The organism is Spiroplasma endosymbiont of Polydrusus pterygomalis, from assembly GCF_964030635.1.
Lineage (GTDB): Bacteria > Bacillota_I > Bacilli_A > Mycoplasmatales > Mycoplasmataceae > Spiroplasma.
Map to the genome: position 1 here is coordinate 507,325 of NZ_OZ034909.1, position 17,276 is coordinate 524,600.

General features: G+C 26.1%; 21 protein-coding genes and 1 pseudogene. 7 read left to right on the forward strand and 15 right to left on the reverse strand.

The genetic code is table 4. The features are described 5' to 3' along the window. Positions 1–181: 181 nt before the first annotated feature. From ACQH23_RS03365 to ACQH23_RS03410, 10 genes are all read right to left on the reverse strand, one after another. Complete coding sequence (locus ACQH23_RS03365; RefSeq protein ID WP_425378921.1) at positions 182–1,681, reverse strand: hypothetical protein; 1,500 nt, start codon at positions 1,679–1,681, stop codon at positions 182–184. Positions 1,682–1,865: 184 nt separating this feature from the next. Beyond that, entirely contained in the window at positions 1,866–2,114 is a 249-nt protein-coding gene (locus tag ACQH23_RS03370) for a hypothetical protein (RefSeq protein WP_425379301.1), read from the reverse strand. A 461-nt stretch (positions 2,115–2,575) separates the two neighbouring features. After that, a complete protein-coding gene (locus ACQH23_RS03375; protein WP_425378906.1) occupies positions 2,576–3,043 on the reverse strand; it encodes a hypothetical protein in 468 nt (155 codons plus the stop codon). Next, positions 2,958–3,506, reverse strand: a complete 549-nt coding sequence (locus tag ACQH23_RS03380) for a hypothetical protein (protein WP_425378905.1) — start codon at positions 3,504–3,506, stop codon at positions 2,958–2,960. Before ACQH23_RS03380 ends, ACQH23_RS03375 begins: the two co-directional genes overlap by 86 nt. Before the next feature lie 6 nt (positions 3,507–3,512). Continuing rightward, the gene (locus tag ACQH23_RS03385; protein ID WP_425378123.1) at positions 3,513–3,824 is read right to left on the reverse strand and encodes a hypothetical protein; all 312 of its coding nucleotides are present in this window, start codon (positions 3,822–3,824) and stop codon (positions 3,513–3,515) included. 139 nt (positions 3,825–3,963) lie between these two features. After that, positions 3,964–4,233: a hypothetical protein gene (locus ACQH23_RS03390; protein ID WP_425378922.1), complete on the reverse strand. Its 270-nt coding sequence runs from the start codon at positions 4,231–4,233 to the stop codon at positions 3,964–3,966. Between the two features lie 57 nt (positions 4,234–4,290). Continuing rightward, a complete protein-coding gene (locus tag ACQH23_RS03395) occupies positions 4,291–4,578 on the reverse strand; it encodes a UPF0236 family transposase-like protein (protein WP_425378923.1) in 288 nt (95 codons plus the stop codon). After that, positions 4,502–4,894: a UPF0236 family transposase-like protein gene (locus tag ACQH23_RS03400; protein WP_425378924.1), complete on the reverse strand. Its 393-nt coding sequence runs from the start codon at positions 4,892–4,894 to the stop codon at positions 4,502–4,504. The genes ACQH23_RS03395 and ACQH23_RS03400 overlap by 77 nt, the downstream gene beginning before the upstream one ends. Before the next feature lie 5 nt (positions 4,895–4,899). Further along, positions 4,900–5,112 carry a hypothetical protein gene (locus ACQH23_RS03405; protein WP_425377758.1) on the reverse strand — a complete coding sequence of 71 codons (213 nt, stop codon included), beginning with the start codon at positions 5,110–5,112 and terminating at the stop codon, positions 4,900–4,902. Positions 5,113–5,118: 6 nt separating this feature from the next. After that, on the reverse strand, positions 5,119–5,418 hold the full coding sequence (locus ACQH23_RS03410) for a hypothetical protein (protein WP_425378925.1): 300 nt from the start codon (positions 5,416–5,418) through the stop codon (positions 5,119–5,121). A 186-nt stretch (positions 5,419–5,604) separates the two neighbouring features. Here ACQH23_RS03410 and ACQH23_RS03415 point away from each other — a divergent pair, with 186 nt between their 5' ends. From ACQH23_RS03415 to ACQH23_RS03435, 5 genes are all read left to right on the forward strand, one after another. Beyond that, a complete protein-coding gene (locus tag ACQH23_RS03415) occupies positions 5,605–7,242 on the forward strand; it encodes a prolipoprotein diacylglyceryl transferase (RefSeq protein ID WP_425378926.1) in 1,638 nt (545 codons plus the stop codon). Next, the gene (locus ACQH23_RS03420) at positions 7,233–7,484 is read left to right on the forward strand and encodes a hypothetical protein (protein WP_425378927.1); all 252 of its coding nucleotides are present in this window, start codon (positions 7,233–7,235) and stop codon (positions 7,482–7,484) included. The genes ACQH23_RS03415 and ACQH23_RS03420 overlap by 10 nt, the downstream gene beginning before the upstream one ends. A 198-nt stretch (positions 7,485–7,682) precedes the next feature. Then, complete coding sequence (locus ACQH23_RS03425; RefSeq protein ID WP_425378928.1) at positions 7,683–7,946, forward strand: ferritin-like domain-containing protein; 264 nt, start codon at positions 7,683–7,685, stop codon at positions 7,944–7,946. Positions 7,947–8,385: 439 nt separating this feature from the next. Continuing rightward, entirely contained in the window at positions 8,386–8,529 is a 144-nt protein-coding gene (locus ACQH23_RS03430; RefSeq protein WP_425378929.1) for a hypothetical protein, read from the forward strand. Positions 8,530–8,940: 411 nt separating this feature from the next. Further along, the gene (locus ACQH23_RS03435) at positions 8,941–9,273 is read left to right on the forward strand and encodes a DDE-type integrase/transposase/recombinase (RefSeq protein ID WP_425378930.1); all 333 of its coding nucleotides are present in this window, start codon (positions 8,941–8,943) and stop codon (positions 9,271–9,273) included. 285 nt (positions 9,274–9,558) lie between these two features. Here the strand turns inward: ACQH23_RS03435 and ACQH23_RS03440 are convergent, their stop codons facing one another. Next, entirely contained in the window at positions 9,559–10,509 is a 951-nt protein-coding gene (locus tag ACQH23_RS03440; protein WP_425378931.1) for an IS30 family transposase, read from the reverse strand. 231 nt (positions 10,510–10,740) lie between these two features. On the opposite strand from ACQH23_RS03440, the gene ACQH23_RS03445 reads away from it, so the two are divergent. Then, on the forward strand, positions 10,741–10,917 hold the full coding sequence (locus ACQH23_RS03445; protein ID WP_425378932.1) for a hypothetical protein: 177 nt from the start codon (positions 10,741–10,743) through the stop codon (positions 10,915–10,917). Positions 10,918–11,032: 115 nt separating this feature from the next. On the opposite strand, the pseudogene ACQH23_RS03450 reads toward ACQH23_RS03445, so the two are convergent. Both ACQH23_RS03450 and ACQH23_RS03455 read right to left on the reverse strand, forming a co-directional pair. Beyond that, a pseudogene (locus ACQH23_RS03450) lies at positions 11,033–11,868 on the reverse strand (IS5 family transposase). 242 nt (positions 11,869–12,110) lie between these two features. Beyond that, positions 12,111–12,455, reverse strand: a complete 345-nt coding sequence (locus ACQH23_RS03455) for a transcription antitermination factor NusB (protein WP_425378933.1) — start codon at positions 12,453–12,455, stop codon at positions 12,111–12,113. 510 nt (positions 12,456–12,965) lie between these two features. On the opposite strand from ACQH23_RS03455, the gene ACQH23_RS03460 reads away from it, so the two are divergent. Continuing rightward, positions 12,966–13,916: an IS30 family transposase gene (locus ACQH23_RS03460; protein WP_425378934.1), complete on the forward strand. Its 951-nt coding sequence runs from the start codon at positions 12,966–12,968 to the stop codon at positions 13,914–13,916. Positions 13,917–14,037: 121 nt separating this feature from the next. On the opposite strand, the gene ruvX is transcribed toward ACQH23_RS03460, so the two are convergent. Beyond that, the gene (gene ruvX / locus ACQH23_RS03465; RefSeq protein ID WP_425378935.1) at positions 14,038–14,457 is read right to left on the reverse strand and encodes a Holliday junction resolvase RuvX; all 420 of its coding nucleotides are present in this window, start codon (positions 14,455–14,457) and stop codon (positions 14,038–14,040) included. Further along, entirely contained in the window at positions 14,450–17,206 is a 2,757-nt protein-coding gene (gene alaS, locus ACQH23_RS03470; RefSeq protein WP_425378936.1) for an alanine--tRNA ligase, read from the reverse strand. Before alaS ends, ruvX begins: the two co-directional genes overlap by 8 nt. Between the last annotated feature and the right edge of the window lie 70 nt (positions 17,207–17,276).

The window sequence follows — 17,276 nt, forward strand, 5'->3', positions numbered from 1 at the left end:
AAAATGAAAATACCAACACAAAGATTTAACACCAAACCAACAAGCAACGGTATTATATTTTAACATCTAAAAAAGTTAAAGAACAATAATAATCTTCCACCAAATTCGTTTTCAAATTGTCATATTGATGATTTTTTTATTTTATCAAGAGTTTTCTACAAAATTAAAGTTTTTAATTATTTTATTTATCTTTTGATTTGTTAGAATCATCTTTTTCAAAAACATTATCATACTTAAACTCATCATCAAATAATGTTGGATCCATTTCATATTTTTTTCCATTTATCATTGCTGTTACAGCTTTTTGATATTCTGTATTAGCACGAATTAATTTATTACTGTCTTTTTTAGGAGCTAAAACCGCTAAAACAACAACCATAACCCCAGCAATAATCCCAACAATCATTGAAATAATTGTGAAAACTCGTAATACTTGGTAAGTTGTACTATTATTAACTTCATTTAATAAACTTTTAATTGTGATAGCTAAATCTGAATCAGGTAATAATAGTCCACCTGTTATTTCTAAATTTGGATCATTTTTAAAAATATACCCACCATTTGGTACTGAGATATTATTAAAATATTTATCAACAGCATTTGGTAATAATACTTGGATTAATGATAATGAAGAATAAAGCAAAATAATAATTGACAATACAACTGATCAAAATCTAACAACATAGTTATCCCGTTTAAAACGTTTCTTTCCCAATAATTCATAACCCAATAAAATTCCTGGTAAAATTGATAAAATTCCCGAAAAGGTTTGTAAACCTGCGGACTGCATTAATAAAAACTTATACTTTGAGCCAAAAACAAAAGCTTCACTAAAATTATTATTACTATTATGTAAAGCACTGTCAGCGCCACGCCCAACAATAATTGTTTGGCCAGTCCCTGGAATTGTATAAACAATTACTTTTGTTTCTAAATGAATATTTAAATATGAATTTAAAAATCATAATAAAACTAACAAAGTAGAAGCTAAAATCACAAAACCAGCAACAATTTTCTTTAAAATTGGCATATATTTTGGTTTTGAAGTATAAAAATAAAAACGTGGATCTAAGCGAGGATGAATAGGCATATTTGCCATTTGTTGCATCATTTGTGACATATAAAATTTACCAGAATCATTAAAATCTGGACCAATGCCCCCCATTGAAGCTCCCACCCCACCAATCCCAACTGTAGGTCCTGGATCAGATGACGACTCAGCTGCCTTTTGTTCATTAGTTTTATTAGTTTTAATTTTCAATTTATCTTTAGCATTATCAATTGCTTTTTCATCCGTAAAATCAACTGTTGTATCAATTAATTCATTTGTAATGTGATTTTCTCTAGTAATATAACTTTTTTCAACTTCAAAATTTTGAACAATATATTGCACAAAAGCAACATATTCTTCATCTAGGGTGCTGAAAGTAACACCATCAACTTTCTCAATAGTTTCTGATTCATTAGTAATATCCGCTAAAACTTGAGCAAATGAAAGAGTAAACTTATTATCATTTAAATTTGAATTAAATTCTTTTTCTAATGTTAATAAATTACAAATTTGTTGAATTACTAATTGTTTAAATTCAACATTAACTATTACCTGTGCCTTTATATTATCATCCTTGAAGACATTATATAATGTATAAACTATATGGGCATATATTTTATTTTCTTTCATTGATTTCTTTCCCTCATCTCTCTTTGCGATAATTTAATTTATATAAAATAATTCTTTAATTTTGTCGAAAACTCTTGATAAAGTCAAAAACCCTTATAAAATATAGAAATTTGTAAAAAGTCCATTTTATTAAAAACCCAATAAAATAATGATTTTATTAAAATATCAAGAGTTTTCGACAAAATTAAAGAAATAATTTAATTAAATACAAATCACTGCTAATTTCTATTATTATTATATCTTTTTTTATATTATAATCAATTCAAAATAATTCTTGAATAATATTATTTGCTTTTTTAATACTAAAATTATGCATATGTTCTGAAATTTTCTTTACTCGAAATGGATGGATTTGTAAAATTTCGACAATTTGAGATGGTGTTTTCTTTAAAGCCGATAAAACAATAATAGACTTCTTGCGATACCTTATTATTTATGCTTAAAAAGCAATTAAAATTTTTAAAAATGCTTATTTTAAAGTTTAATTTAATTTTTTTAATTTGTAATTTTTTTTATTTTTGTTAGTATCGCAAGAAGTATATTCAAAGAACAGTTATTGCCGATTACTTTGTTGCAGGTTGCTCAATCATGGTTCAGAAACTAGTTCAAGCCTAACTTTTCTGCAAAAGATTAATCCACAAGTTTGTTTCATTTCTGGTGAAAAAACCAAACGACAAAATTATCCGGCTAGGGTAGTTTTAGCAAACTTGCGATCTATTAATTGTCAAACTTATTTTACTGGTGGTCAACATAATTTGCAATTTAATATTACAGCCCAGACGACAGCAATTAAATTATTTTAAATCATCATTTTAATTCTTTTACTTTATCAAGAGTTTTCGACAAAATTAAAACAAAATTAAAGTGTCAATATCTAGCAAAAATTTCGCAAAATTATTTAATTGATAATGTTTGTAATGTATATTGATTATTTCGAGGATTATTTGGTTTTGGTTTATGTGCTTTAGATTTGGGAACTTTGTTTTCAATATTTTTAATAGGAACCGGAATGTATTCTAATAAATTATATATTTGATTGTTATATTTTAAATATAATGTTTCATCAAATGCTTTAATTACTGTAATTTTTGTTTTTGAATTAAAGATTTTTAACTTTTTATTATTATAAGCCATATATTTTTTATTGTTATAACTAATTGATGAACCATTGTCTGTTTGTCGCGTTGAAGTGATTGATAAAAATAAATTAATTTTGTCATTATTAGGAGCGTCAACAAAGACAGAATTGTTATAATCAATAGGAATGGCAAATTGTTTATTGAATTTGGTTATAAATTCTTTTAAGAATGTATTTGCTTCTTCAATAGTGGTTACTCCTGCGAGAATTAATTCATTTTTCAAGCGATCTTGTAGAGCGCCTCATAAACGTTCAATTCGTCCCTTTGCTTGGGGGAATTGAAGTAGTTATGATTTCGACACCTAATTCATCACAGCATCGGCTTAATTGAGTAAAGGTGTCTTTTTCTTCGTTTTTATCACTATTTTTTTGGTATGTAAAGATTGTTCGTTTATCGGTATAAAATGTCATGGGAATTCCATAATTTCGTAAAATTTGATGTAAAACATTATAATAACCTTGTAATGTTTCTTGACAAGCAAAATATAATCCAACAACCGTATTTGTTGTATCATCAATTGCGCCATGTAAAAATCATTTTGGACCATTTTGTCCTAATCAATGATGTTCACTGGCATCAGCTTGTAATAGTTCGCCGAAACATTTTCGACGTTCTCTTAAAGGGTGGGTTTTATCTTTTTTCTTTATTTTTTGCTTTCGAGTTGTTTTAATTTGATTTAAGGACATTAATTTTTATAAAACTGAATATGAAATGTTTATTCCTTCATTTTCGATTAATTTTTCTTTGAAATGAGTAAAATTAAAGCCAATATATTTAGTTTTATATAAATTTATAATCTTTTCACAAATTTGTGGATTTGTTTTATTGTGAGCTATCCTTCCACGAGAATGGTGAGCAAATGATTGACTATTTTGTGGATCATAAAGTTTTATAAGTTGTTCAATGCGACGAATTGATAAGTGTAAAATATTTGCAGCTCTTTGCTTTGATATTTTATTGTTAATAATTTTTTCAATTGTTTTGTATTTATGTTGTTCTTTCATTGTTAGTTTTCTTTCCGTTGTTATCACCATTTTTAATTTTAAATGGTTGAGAAATTTTTGTTAGATAACTATTACGAAATTATCACAAGATAAGGACGGATCGTGTAAAATGTTGCGGAAAAGTTTTCAGCATTAAGTTCTAATAATAATTATAAACTATTTTCTTTAAAAGAGTTTTAGTATTTGATAATGTAGAAGCGGTGAATATTGGTAAGTTATATTGTTTAACTTCTGGATTATTCATCTTTTTAAATATTCATCTTCAAGTAATTTGTTCATTTTTTACTTGAAGATTTTTAATTTCTGTTAGTTCTTGAAAGGGATTAATCCCATTAGCTGTCAATTGTTTTAATAACATTACTTTGTAAATCGTTTTTTCATTAAATATTTTTGGTTTTGAAAGAAACATTACTTTAATAATTCGAGCAATATAACTTTCAATGCGACAACCAATATTTTCTTGATATTATAATTTTTTAATTGCTCCATAGTATGTTCTTAAATAATTAGATATTTCTTGTAACTTTCCTTTCGCTTCTTCGGTTTTAACAAGCTGATAAGCTCATTCAAGGTATTTTGTAACCTTGTTTCAGTTTAATTTTAGAATTGCTTTTCTAATTTTATTAAATAAATAACGTTTATAATATCGTGGACCACGGAGACAATCTTTAATTTTTTTAATAACATGGAAACGATCAATGATAAATTCAACATTGATGTGTTTTTCAACCGTTGAAATATATTGTGCACCCATCACCAAACACAATAATTTTAGCTGTCTCGGGTGATTCATAATTTAAGTTAATAAATTCTTTAATTCCTTGTCAGTATTTTTTAGAGTTAATTTTTTTAACTTCATTAGTCATTGTTACTAGAAATTTGACATTATGCATTGTTTTTCGTATTGTTTTAGGATCTTTATAACCAGTATGAAAGACGATTAAACGGATTCTTTTCTTAATTTTTAATCGTTTTTTGATTTGATAACTAATGGCATTGCGATATGCTTCATCGGTTTCAATATAAATAACCCCATCATGTTTTAGTTTTGTATCTGGTTCATCTAGCATTAGTTCTAACAAATGTTTAATATCAAACCGTTTAATAAGGTTAAAAATTGTTTTTTTGTTATGTTAGCATTCCGATACATATTACAAATATCTTGATAACTAAAATTTATTCCTAATTTGCTGATTATTTCTAACGAAAAATCATAATCAAGTCGCTGATAACTTTCAATCCCTAATTGAATATCAAGTAAAAAGACCGTTTTTGGTTTTTTTGCCACTTGAAATTATGGTTTTAAGATATATTTTCCTCGTTTAAAAGTAACTTCACCATTACGAAAAACCAAAGTTCGTTGATAAAATCCTTTTGAAATATAACGTGCTTTGCGTAAGTCCTTATTAAAAATATAGTTATCAATATATTCAAAAATATTTTTAAATAGTATTCAAGCTTCAGAACTAATTTCATTGTTTAAATAGGATAATAGTGCTGTAATAGGGATATTGGGGCTAATTTCATTAATTAAATCAATAAAAGAGTTATTATTTTCGTTTAAAAACTCTTGGATTCTAGTTATAATATTCATAGGATAGTTTTCTTTCTAATTTTTTTCAAATTTAATTATACTGAAAACTTTCTTTTTTATTTTCCCCAACTTTGGCAACGCAATCGTCTAGAAAATAAGTGGACTTTTTTAGGTCTTGGTGTATAATAATTATGCATTGTTTATGATAACAACTAATTAATACTTATAAAAGGAGCGAAAAATTAAATGAATAGTCTTTTATTAACAAGTAGTAACCCAAATCCAGGATGAATTACGACAAATAATACGCCATATCATATTTTAGCCACATATGGGAGATGAATTCATATGTATGCTGTTTTTATTACCTTGGGAATGATTTGCTCGGTTTTAGCTTGCTTTATTAGATTAAAAATAAAAAAAGTCCCAATTGAGCCATTAATTTGGTCAATTTTTGCTATTATTCCATTTTCATTATTAGGTGCTAGTTTTTTTGGTAAATTTAATAATGATGTTAATCATCCTTGAGTGTTAGATCCCGGTGATGTTCCCTTTTGATCTTTATTTGCTTTTTGAAAAGCAGGAATGAGTATTCATGGTGGTGTCTTATTTGGCACAATTACAGGATTAATTGTTTTTGGTATTGTTGGTCGGAAAGAAAAAGTTTCCCTTTGAATTTATACTGATTGTATTATTCCAAATATTTTATTAGGGCAAATATTAGGACGTTGAGGTAATTTTTTTAATCATGAGCTATTAGGAAGTGTTACTTCATATGATTCGCTACGTTGATTACCAGCGTTTATTCGGGATAATTTATGACAATTACAAGGTTTATCACCAGAAATGGATGGTGGTCAGATTGTTTTCCGTCAACCAATCTTTTTATATGAATCATTTTTCAATTTATTAGCATGATTATTTATTACTTTTTTCATTCCTTTTGCTGGACAATTATTTAGTAAAAAACCATGAAAAAAAACCCCCAAAGAATATCCGTTTAATTCAAAATATAATTTTATTCATTTCTTTAACCGGAAATATATTAAACCCGATAAAATGACATGAAAAGAAGCGTGGGATAAAGCATACTTTAACTATGCGCCAAACCAAAAAGTCTTAGATGAAATGCCAAAATCAACGCAAAGCCAACTTAGCTGGAAAGAGAAACTAACTTTTAAGGATAAGATTAAAAAATGATGACATAATGATAGTGTTGCTTTAACAAAATTAAATAACCCTCAGGGTTATTTAATAACAAAGAGTGGAGTGAAAAATGGTTTTTATTTCTTTTTATGGAATTTAATTCGTTTTGTGTTAGAAACACAACGAGATGACTCATCAACTTTATTTATTAAAAACCATCGGGCATTAGATTATACAGTTTTACTTTTAATTGCGGTCATTGGGTTAGGATTAGCAATTTATGCGCAGTGAGGAGCGCCGCGAAAATTCCGTAAAAATGGTTTTATGTACGAAAAAGAATATGTTGATTTTCATAGTTTGCAAACGTGAAAATTTGGAAAGTATTTAAATAATAATATTGTTATTGGTGAAGATAATTATGTTGATAAACTGCCAACAGTAATTGAAACAAAAGTAATGGAATTTTTAGGATATGAAAATGAGGTTTTTGAAAAATATTTTGAGTTAAAATATTTTAAAACAAATGAACAAGACGAAAAACATCCCGAAATTACAAATTATAGTTTTAATATTGCTGCTTTACCAACATCCGGAAATAAATTTATTGATGATTTGGTTGTTAATCAAACTTTCAAAATTGATTTAAGTAAAATTTTACAACAAACAAAGTTAAAGATAACAAAACCAGAGAATACTGCTGCTTTAACATTAACAAAAAAAAAATTGGTATGTTATTAAATGGGGTTATTCATTCTCCTGAAAAAACCGCGGCAATTAAAACAATTTGAAATAATTTTTATCCCCACATTAATGAACAAAAAACAACAATTTTTAACCTTGATGTTAATGATTTCATTACTTTTGATGAACTAAAAATTAAACCAGAAGCTAAGAAAATTGAAGTATCAAAATTTAAATTTAAAGAAAACCAATTTTATTCTTTCAATAAAAAGATTTGTTTTAAAATAAAATGAAAATAATTAACTTTTAAGAGTGTACAATAATAATAGAAAGAGAGGAAAGAAACTATGTTAACAAAAGAAATTAAGAAAGATTTACAAAATTATCTTGATGAACATCTTAAAATGTAATTTTTTTGCTATAATTTAAGTTCAGCCGCTAATAAGCTATGTTTTCCAGGCTTCAGTCATTATTTCTAAGTTCAAGGACAAGATGAAGTGTTACATCAACGACGAATTATGAATTTTGTGTTAGACCGTGATGGACAGTACCAAATTAAAAATATTGCAGAAGAATATAAGGATATTAAAAATATTATTGAGCTAATGGATATCAAAAAAAGACGAGCAACTTTTTCCGACTTAACAAATAAATTAGCAAAGCATGCTAATGAAATTGGTGATTTAGTTACTTATAAATTTTATTATTGATTCATTAGACTTCTTGCGATACCTGATTATTTATGCTTAAAAAGCAATTAAAATTTTTAAAAATGATTATTTTAAAGTTTAATTTAATTTTTTTTATTTGTAATTTTTTTTATTTTTGTTAGTATCGCAAGAAGTTTATTATTTATTTTTATGAAGAATTAGAAGAAGTAAAAAATATTATTGAATGAATTAAAATGTTAAACAATAGTTATTATAAAATTGATCGTAAAATGGGCGCAAAAACAGAACAAGATACTTTAACAGTTATTGATTCTTTTAGTCCTCATGCATTAAAAAGTGTTTTTTCTTTTTAAGAAAAAACACTTTTTAATTTCCTGAATTGTAAATATATTTTTTATTTTGATGTAAAATATAATTAATATAAAAGAACCATCGCGGTTCTTTTGCAATGTTTCTTTTAACTGAGATATATAAATAAAAATTTTTCTAGATTATTATTAATATATAAAGTTAGGAGAAACATTTTTATATGGCTAAAGGTAAAATAAAAGGGTCTAAAGATCATTCTTTTGAATCTAAAGAAAAAATTGTTAATGAATACTCAATTAACAATAAATCTTATAGTGAAATAGCAAAAGAATATCATATTATTTTAGCAACTATTTCAAAATAAGTAAATCAATTTCAACAAAATAAAGAAATTCTAAAAGAACGAAAAAAGCGAAAAGATTTTGAATTAAATAAGTTTAAAAACCCCTTAGAACGTGAAAACTATTTATTAAAAAAAGAAAATGAAAGAATAAAAGCTGAGAATGAGGTTTTAAAAAAGCTTGAAGCTCTTCCAAAGATAAAAACAAAAACAAACATTAGAAAACAAATTGCTTTTATTAAATCAGAATTGCAAGTTTCAAAAATTACTTTATCATGATATTTAAAAGAATTAAGAATTTCATATGATACTTGAAATAAATATTAAAAAAATTGTGATGAATATCAACCAAATATTGATTATTCAATATATGAAATAATTAAAGCAATTCATAGAGAAAATAGTATTAAAGGACACAGACAAATTAAATTATCTTTGGAAGAGCAAAAAATTAATGTGTCGAATTCAACAGTTTATCGTTATATGAAATTAGCTAATAGAATTTCTAGTGTAAGAATTAAAACAAGAAAAAAAATTAATCATTTCTTAAAAATGACAAATGAACATATTCGACATAAATATCTATTAAAACGTAATTTTAAAGCTGAAAAAACTAATCAAAAGTGATCAATTGATATTACGTATGTTAAAACAATCACAGAATGAGTATATTTATTTGCAATCAAGGATTTATTTAGTAATTTAATAGTAAATTATTCTTTAACAACAACTCCAACAGTAAATTGAGTAAATAATTGTATCAAATAAGCAATTATTAAAAGAAAAATAATCAAAGGTGAATTAACTATTAATTCTGATCAAGGTATTCATTTCACTTCAAAAGCTTATGAAAAATTATTAAAAAAACACGGTATAAATATAAGTATGTTAAGAAGAGGCAATTGTTTAGATAATTCACCGATTGAAAATTGATTTTCAATTCTTAAAACCGAGAACTCAGAATTATCACACTGTAAAAATATTTTATAAATAAAAAATATTGTAGATAATTATATAATTCATTATAATGCCAAATTGTAAAGTTAAGTGCAACTAAATTATTTTTCTAACCAAATATTCGATTGGCGAAAGATAATTTAGTATTTTTCTTGGTCTTTGGTTTAAAGACAATATAAATTTATGAACTGCATTTTTAGTAGTATTTGAAAAATTAAATTTTTTAGGAAATTTTTCTCTAATTAAACCATTAGTATTTTCATTAGTACCTCTTTGTCAGGGTGAATATGCATTAGCAAAATAAATTTTCACATTTAAATTTTTTTCAAGTTGTTGTCAATTAGCAAATTCTTTACCACGATCAAATGTTATAGTCTTAACAAGATTATTTGGCAGAATTGATAAATAATGGCTAATATTTTCGTTAATAACTTTAGTAATTCTATTTTCAACTAATATTGCTAAAGTAAATCTTGATGTTCTTTCAACTAAAGTTATTAAACATGATTTACTTTTACCTCGTGATGATACTACGGTATCACCTTCTCAATGACCAAGAGTTACGCGATTATTAACATTAGCATTTCGTTCTTTAATTGATTTACCATTAAATTTACCCCGATTTTCTTGATATTTTCGTTTCTTACCTTTTCTTCTTAAATTTTTATTAGTAACTTTTTCAAGTAATCCAGAATAAATTCAATTGTAAATTGTTTTAAAACTAATAATTCATTCTTTATGAAAATTTTTAATTCTGCCATAAATTTGTTCGGGTGATCAACCTAATAATAATTTTTGTTGTACATATTTTACTAATTCTCTATTTTTAAACTTATGAAAATAAATATGTGATTGTTTTCTATTTTCTGCTTTATTTTGTGCAATTAATGAAAAATAATGATTATTATCTTTATTTCTATTAACTTCTCGAATAATAGTACTAATACTTCGATTAAGATTTTTAGCTATTTCACTAATTTTTATTTTAAACTTCAATTGATTCTCAATATAAATTCTTTCATCTATGCCAAGATGTTTATATCCCATATAAAAACTCCTTGCTTTATTTTTTATAAAATAAACTTAGCATCATAAAATTTTTATATGAGATTTTTTGCAATTTTATTTACTTGCACTTACAAGTATAATTCAGCAATGAAAAAAGAAAAATTTTAAATTTAAAAATGCCACCACTTCAATATGAAATGAAAGCATTTTTTAATTAAAATTCTCAGTTATCTGAAACTGTGCAGGATTGAAAGTGAAATAATTGAATATATGATGCGTTCACCTGATGGTGCTAAATTATATTGACAGCGTGCATTTAAATATAAATATTCACTGCAAGAAAAACAACTGGAACAAGAATTAAACTTAAATAATCAACAACCAATAATTGTTAATTTACAAACGGATATCAGAGATATTAAAAAAGAAAGTGATAATAATACTTAATCATTTTACTTATTTATTATACTTCTTGCGATACTAACAAAAATAAAAAAATTTACAAATTAAAAAAATTAAATTAAACTTAAAAATAATCATTTTTAAAAATTTTAATTGCTTTTTAAGCATAAATAATAGGGTATCGCAAGAAATCTATTGAAGCAATTAAATTAAATCTTAAAGCAATTTTTTCTATGATTGCGATATTTTTCACTAATAATTTTAAATTTTTTAAGGATATCAAAAACATTTTCAATAACGATTCTCATTTGTGAAATTAGTTTATTATGCTGTTTTTGTTCGTTGTTTAAAGTTTTTTGCTTTGTTTTTTTATGCGGAATCAAAACATTCCGATGCATTTTTTGCAAGCCTTGATAACCTGTATCAACTATTACTTTGGTATTTTTTAAAAGCGGTATTTTTGATTCTTTAAATAAACGAAAATAATCGGTTTTACCACAAGAAAAATTTGTTGCAATAATAGTTTTGCTTTCTTTTTCGATGATTATTTGTGTTTTGATAGTATGCTTTTTCTTTTTTCCGGAATAGTATTTTTTTGTCTTTTTTTGGGCGTTGGATGGCTGTTTCGGTTGCATCAATAATAATTGTTTTATCATTAAAGTGTTTATTTATTAATGTTTTTTGCCAAGCAAGTTGTTGAAAGTCAGGGTGTTTAATTAAAGTGTTTTCAATTCATTTGATATTACGATAACAATTACTCTCACTAATGCCAAAACTTTTGCCAAGATGAAAATAATTGCGGTATTCTCTTCAATATGATAAAGTCATTAATAAACGATTTTCTAATGATAATTTATTAGCTTTTCCGCCTTTTTTAAATTTTTTTAACTCGACTTCTTTTAAAATATCTAACATTTTATTAAAAGTATTTTGTTTTATTCCTGTTAATCGTAATAATTCTTTATCATTAAGAAGTTTAAAGTTATCATTTTTCATAGTTTTATACCCTCCTAATTTATATTTTTTATTTTTAATTATATTTTATAGAAATATTCTTAATAAGAAAAACCGGTATCACAAGAAGCCTATTAAATTTTTGTCCTTTTCTTGCCATATAAAAATGCACCTCCTTTAAAAGTTTAGCAAAGACTTTTTTTCTTTACTTACTTTTTTGGGTGCAGTATTCTATTTTCGTTTTTTATTTTTAGTAACTAGTAATATTAAATTTATTTTATTGTTTATACTTGGTCAAGAACTGAATTAATATAACTAAAATCAGTATCTTCACTATATAATTTTAAAATTTCTAAACTTTCATTAATAACAATTGCTTTTGATAATTGTTGATAACAAATTTCATAAACACCATATACTAAAACAGCTTTATGATAATTACTTAAGCGTTCAAAATCTCAACCAGGTTTTAAATGTTGATTAATATTCGCAATAATATCTGGCAAATTTGCTAATATTTCCTCAATTTGGGTTGTTTCAATGGTTGTTGTTACCATTTGAGAATAATCATAAGCTTCTTGTTTCGTTGTTAAAACATCATGCTGTAAAACAAAATGACGATATAACAAATTAATAATATTAATGCGTTCCTGGCGTTTCGACACGTGACATACTCCTTTTTAAATATAATGATATAAACAAAACAGAATAAACTTATTTTTTGTAACCGATAATTTTGATGATGACTATGTGTTCCTAATAAATGATGTAACATTAAAATTGTTCCATCAGCAAAAAGATTGTTTGTTAAATCATCGTTTTTTTCAATACGTTTCATTATATCACTTCAATGTATTTTTTACAAATTTCTATATTTTATAGGGGTTTTTGACTTCATCAAGAGTTTTCTAAAAAATTAAAGAGAGTTTTCGACAAAATTAAAGAATACTTGTATAATAGACTTCTTGCGATACCTGATTATTTATGCTTAAAAAGCAATTAAAATTTTTAAAAATGATTATTTTAAAGTTTGCTGAATTATACTTGTAAGTGCAAGTAAATAAAATTGCAAAAAATCTCATATAAAAATTTTATGATGCTAAGTTTATTTTAGAAAAAATAAAGCAAGGAGTTTTTATATGGGATATAAACATCTTGGCATAGATGAAAGAATTTATATTGAGAATCAATTGAAGTTTAAAATAAAAATTAGTGAAATAGCTAAAAATATTAATCGAAGTATTAGTACTATTATTCGAGAAGTTAATATAAATAAAGATAATAATCATTATTTTTCATTAATTGCACAAAATAAAGCAGAAAATAGAAAACAATCACATATTTATTTTCATAAGTTTAAAAATAGAGAATTAGTAAAATATGTACAACAAAAATTATTATTAGGTTGATCACCCGAACAAATTTATGGCAGAATTAAAAATTTTCATAAAGAATGAATTATTAGTTTTAAAACAATTTACAATTGAATTTATTCTGGATTACTTGAAAAAGTTACTAATAAAAATTTAAGAAGAAAAGGTAAGAAACGAAAATATCAAGAAAATCGGGGTAAATTTAATGGTAAATCAATTAAAGAACGAAATGCTAATGTTAATAATCGCGTAACTCTTGGTCATTGAGAAGGTGATACCGTAGTATCATCACGAGGTAAAAGTAAATCATGTTTAATAACTTTAGTTGAAAGAACATCAAGATTTACTTTAGCAATATTAGTTGAAAATAGAATTACTAAAGTTATTAACGAAAATATTAGCCATTATTTATCAATTCTGCCAAATAATCTTGTTAAGACTATAACATTTGATCGGGGTAAAGAATTTGCTAATTGACAACAACTTGAAAAAAATTTAAATGTGAAAATTTATTTTGCTAATGCATATTCACCCTGACAAAGAGGTACTAATGAAAATACTAATGGTTTAATTAGAGAAAAATTTCCTAAAAAATTTAATTTTTCAAATACTACTAAAAATGCAGTTCATAAATTTATATTGTCTTTAAACCAAAGACCAAGAAAAATACTAAATTATCTTTCGCCAATCGAATATTTGGTTAGAAAAATAATTTAGTTGCACTTAACTTTACAATTTGGCGTTTAATTTAATTTTTTTAATTTGTAAATTTTTTTATTTTTGTTAGTATCGCAAGAAGTATAATTAATAACTAAAAAAATAAAAGAGAAAATCTCTTTTATTTTTGTTGTAAATATGTCTCTAAAATTAATTGCGCAGCTAAACTATCTTTCTTTTGTTTTCGTTTTTGGCGAGAAATATTTGCTTCTAACATAATTTGATGAGCTTGATGAGTTGTTAACCGTTCGTCAACCAAATGAATTGTTATAGTTGAATCTAATAAAGATTTTAATAAAGTAACAAAATCATCAACCATTAATGCTCCTGAACCAATGGTATTATTCATATTTTTGGGATATCCTATGATAATATCACTAAAATGTTCCTTTGTAATTAACTCCGATAAATACTGTGCTGCCGATAAAAAATCGTTTTCGGTAAAACGATGAACACCATACGCTGTTGCAATAAGACCACGACTTTTTGCTAACCCGACAGTTTTTGTCCCCAGGTCAACTCCTAAATAATACTTATTCATGCTGTTTTAAAAATTCCAGCGGATCAGTTAATAACTTCGTTAAAATATCACTATTTTGATTTTTAAAACCACTTTGTGCCACGCTGTTATTGCCGCCACCTTTTCCTTCTAATAACGGATTTAATTGCTGAATAATTTGGCCAGCTTGGTAACGATCATGTAAATCATCACTAACACCCACAACTAATGTTGCTTGATTATCATCGCCCATTGTAACTAAGAAAATTACTAAGTTAGAATAACGTGATTTATAATCATCAATTAATACTTTTAAAGCATTAACATTAACTTTTGTTGAAAATTGATGAATTAAAATATTAAGGTTATTTTTTTTTTGTGGTGCCAAGGTATTATGCTGTTTAACAAATTGTTGGATTAAACTATTTTCATAGTGTTTTTGTCATTGTTTAAAAATTTCTTTAAATTTCCCAACTAATTCTTTTAATAATTTCCAATTTGCTTTTGAAACTGTTAAATTAATAATTTGATTTCACATTTGTTCTAAATTTTGATCAGGTAATTTGCTTTTGCCTTTATTATATTTATCAAAATAATTTATTGCTTCGGTTTTCTCTTTTAAAAACTGGTCATTTAAATAACTAGCAATCGTTTTATTGGATGTAATAGCATGAATACGAAGTGTCCCAGTCCCTTTTGATTCAAGGCCTGTCACTAATAAATCTTCAACATCTTGGGAATTAGCAACATGAGTCCCCCCACATAGTTCACAAGAATAAGTGCCAAATTTAACAATCCGTACTTCCGCATCATATTTTTCCGTGAAAAAAGCTAAAGCATGATGAACATCTAATGCCGTTTGAATGTCAGTATAAATTATTTCACAAGAAATAGCCGTCTTAATTGCCTTGGTAACTGACGTTTCAACCGCCGTAATTTCAGCTGGAGTAATTGGTTGATTATGGGTAATATCAATCCGTAATCTTTCATCATCATTATAAGAACCTGTTTGCATAATATGCGTCCCTAAAACTTCCCGTAACGCTGCATGAATTAAATGCGTCCCTGAATGATTTTTTCGCATATAAAAACGACGATCACTATCAATAGAAGCACTAACGACATCGCCAACCTGTAAAATTCCTTCCACTTTAACAAAATGTAAGTGTTGTTTATTAGATACTTGTTGCACATCAAGCACATAACCTGTTGTATTGTCTTTTAAAATAAGACCATGGTCCGCCGCTTGTCCACCTTTTTCAACATAAAATGGTGTTTCTTGCAAAATAATATAACCTGTTGTATCTGTTAACTTTGTAACTGGTTTATCATCTGCAAACATAAAGACAATTTTCGTATTATTAACTTGTTCATGTTCATAACCAACAAATTTACTAGCAGCATCTAACTTGGTAAAAAGTTCATTTTGTAGTTGAATCGCTTTAATATCTTTTCGATTAGTCCGTGAAATTGTTTTGGAATTTTCTAACAATTCATCAAAACCATCCCGGTCCACTTTAATCCCCGCTTCATGAGCTTCTTCTTCAATTAATTCAATTGGAAAACCATAACTTTCAAATAATCGAAAAGCATGTTCTTTCGAAATAACACCATATTTGGTTTTAACTTCGGTAAAAAGTTTGCTTCCTTGTTCTAATGTTTTTAAAAATTTATTTTCTTCATCTAAGACAGCTTGTTCAATAATTGGTTGTTTTTCCACTAAATAAGAATAATATTCTCGCATAATTTTAACAACCGTTGCTACTAGTTTAAATAAAAATGGTTCTTCTAACCCTAGTTTTTTTCCATATAAACTAGCACGACGAATTAAACGACGAATAACATAACCACGATCTTTATTGCCGGGAAAAGCACCATCTGCAATCGTAAAAGTAACTGCCCGCAAATGATCAGCAATCACTTTAAAAGCCGTATTAATTTTTAATTGTTGCACATCACCACTAAACAATGCTGTTTCAGCATAATGGTATTTCCCCTTTACAAGTTCTTCAATCGCTTTAATAATTGGCATAAATAAATCAGTTTCAAAATTAGTTGGCGTTTCTTGAATAATTGAAGTAATTCGTTCTAATCCAGCCCCCGTATCAATATTCTTGCGGGGTAAATCAGTATATGTACCATCACCATTATTATTATATTGTGAAAAAACAATATTTCAAACTTCTAAATAACGATCATTTTCTAAATCCTCTTGTAATAATTTCAATCCTAAATGGTCAGGGTCATACTTTTCACCCTTATCATAAAAAATTTCTGTATTTGGGCCACAAGGTCCTTCCCCAATTTCTCAAAAATTAGGATCCTTATCGCCTTTGATAATTCGGTCATCACTTAATCCAATAACATTATGTCAAATTTCATATGCTTCCTTATCGTCTTTATAAATTGTGACATATAATTTAGATGGATCGAAACCAATTCATTTTTTATCTGTTAAAAACTCTCAAGCATAAATAATTGCTTCTTTTTTAAAGTAATCACCAATCGAAAAATTACCAAGCATTTCAAACAATGTATGATGACGAGCAGTATAACCAACATTTTCAATATCATTAGTTCGAATTGATTTTTGTGAATTTGTTAACCGTGGTGAAGGTGGATTTTTACGACCATCAAAATATGGTTTTAAGGTTGCGACACCTGAATTAATTCATAGTAATGATGGATCATCAACGGGAATTAACGATACGGCCGGTAATTCATAATGGTCCTTACTACGGAAAAAATCTAACCACATCTTTCGTATTGCATTTGCTGTAAATTTTGTCATTTTAATATTCCCTTCTTGTTCATAATTAATCAATAGGATTATAGCATACCAGACGAAAAAAACTTCTTTA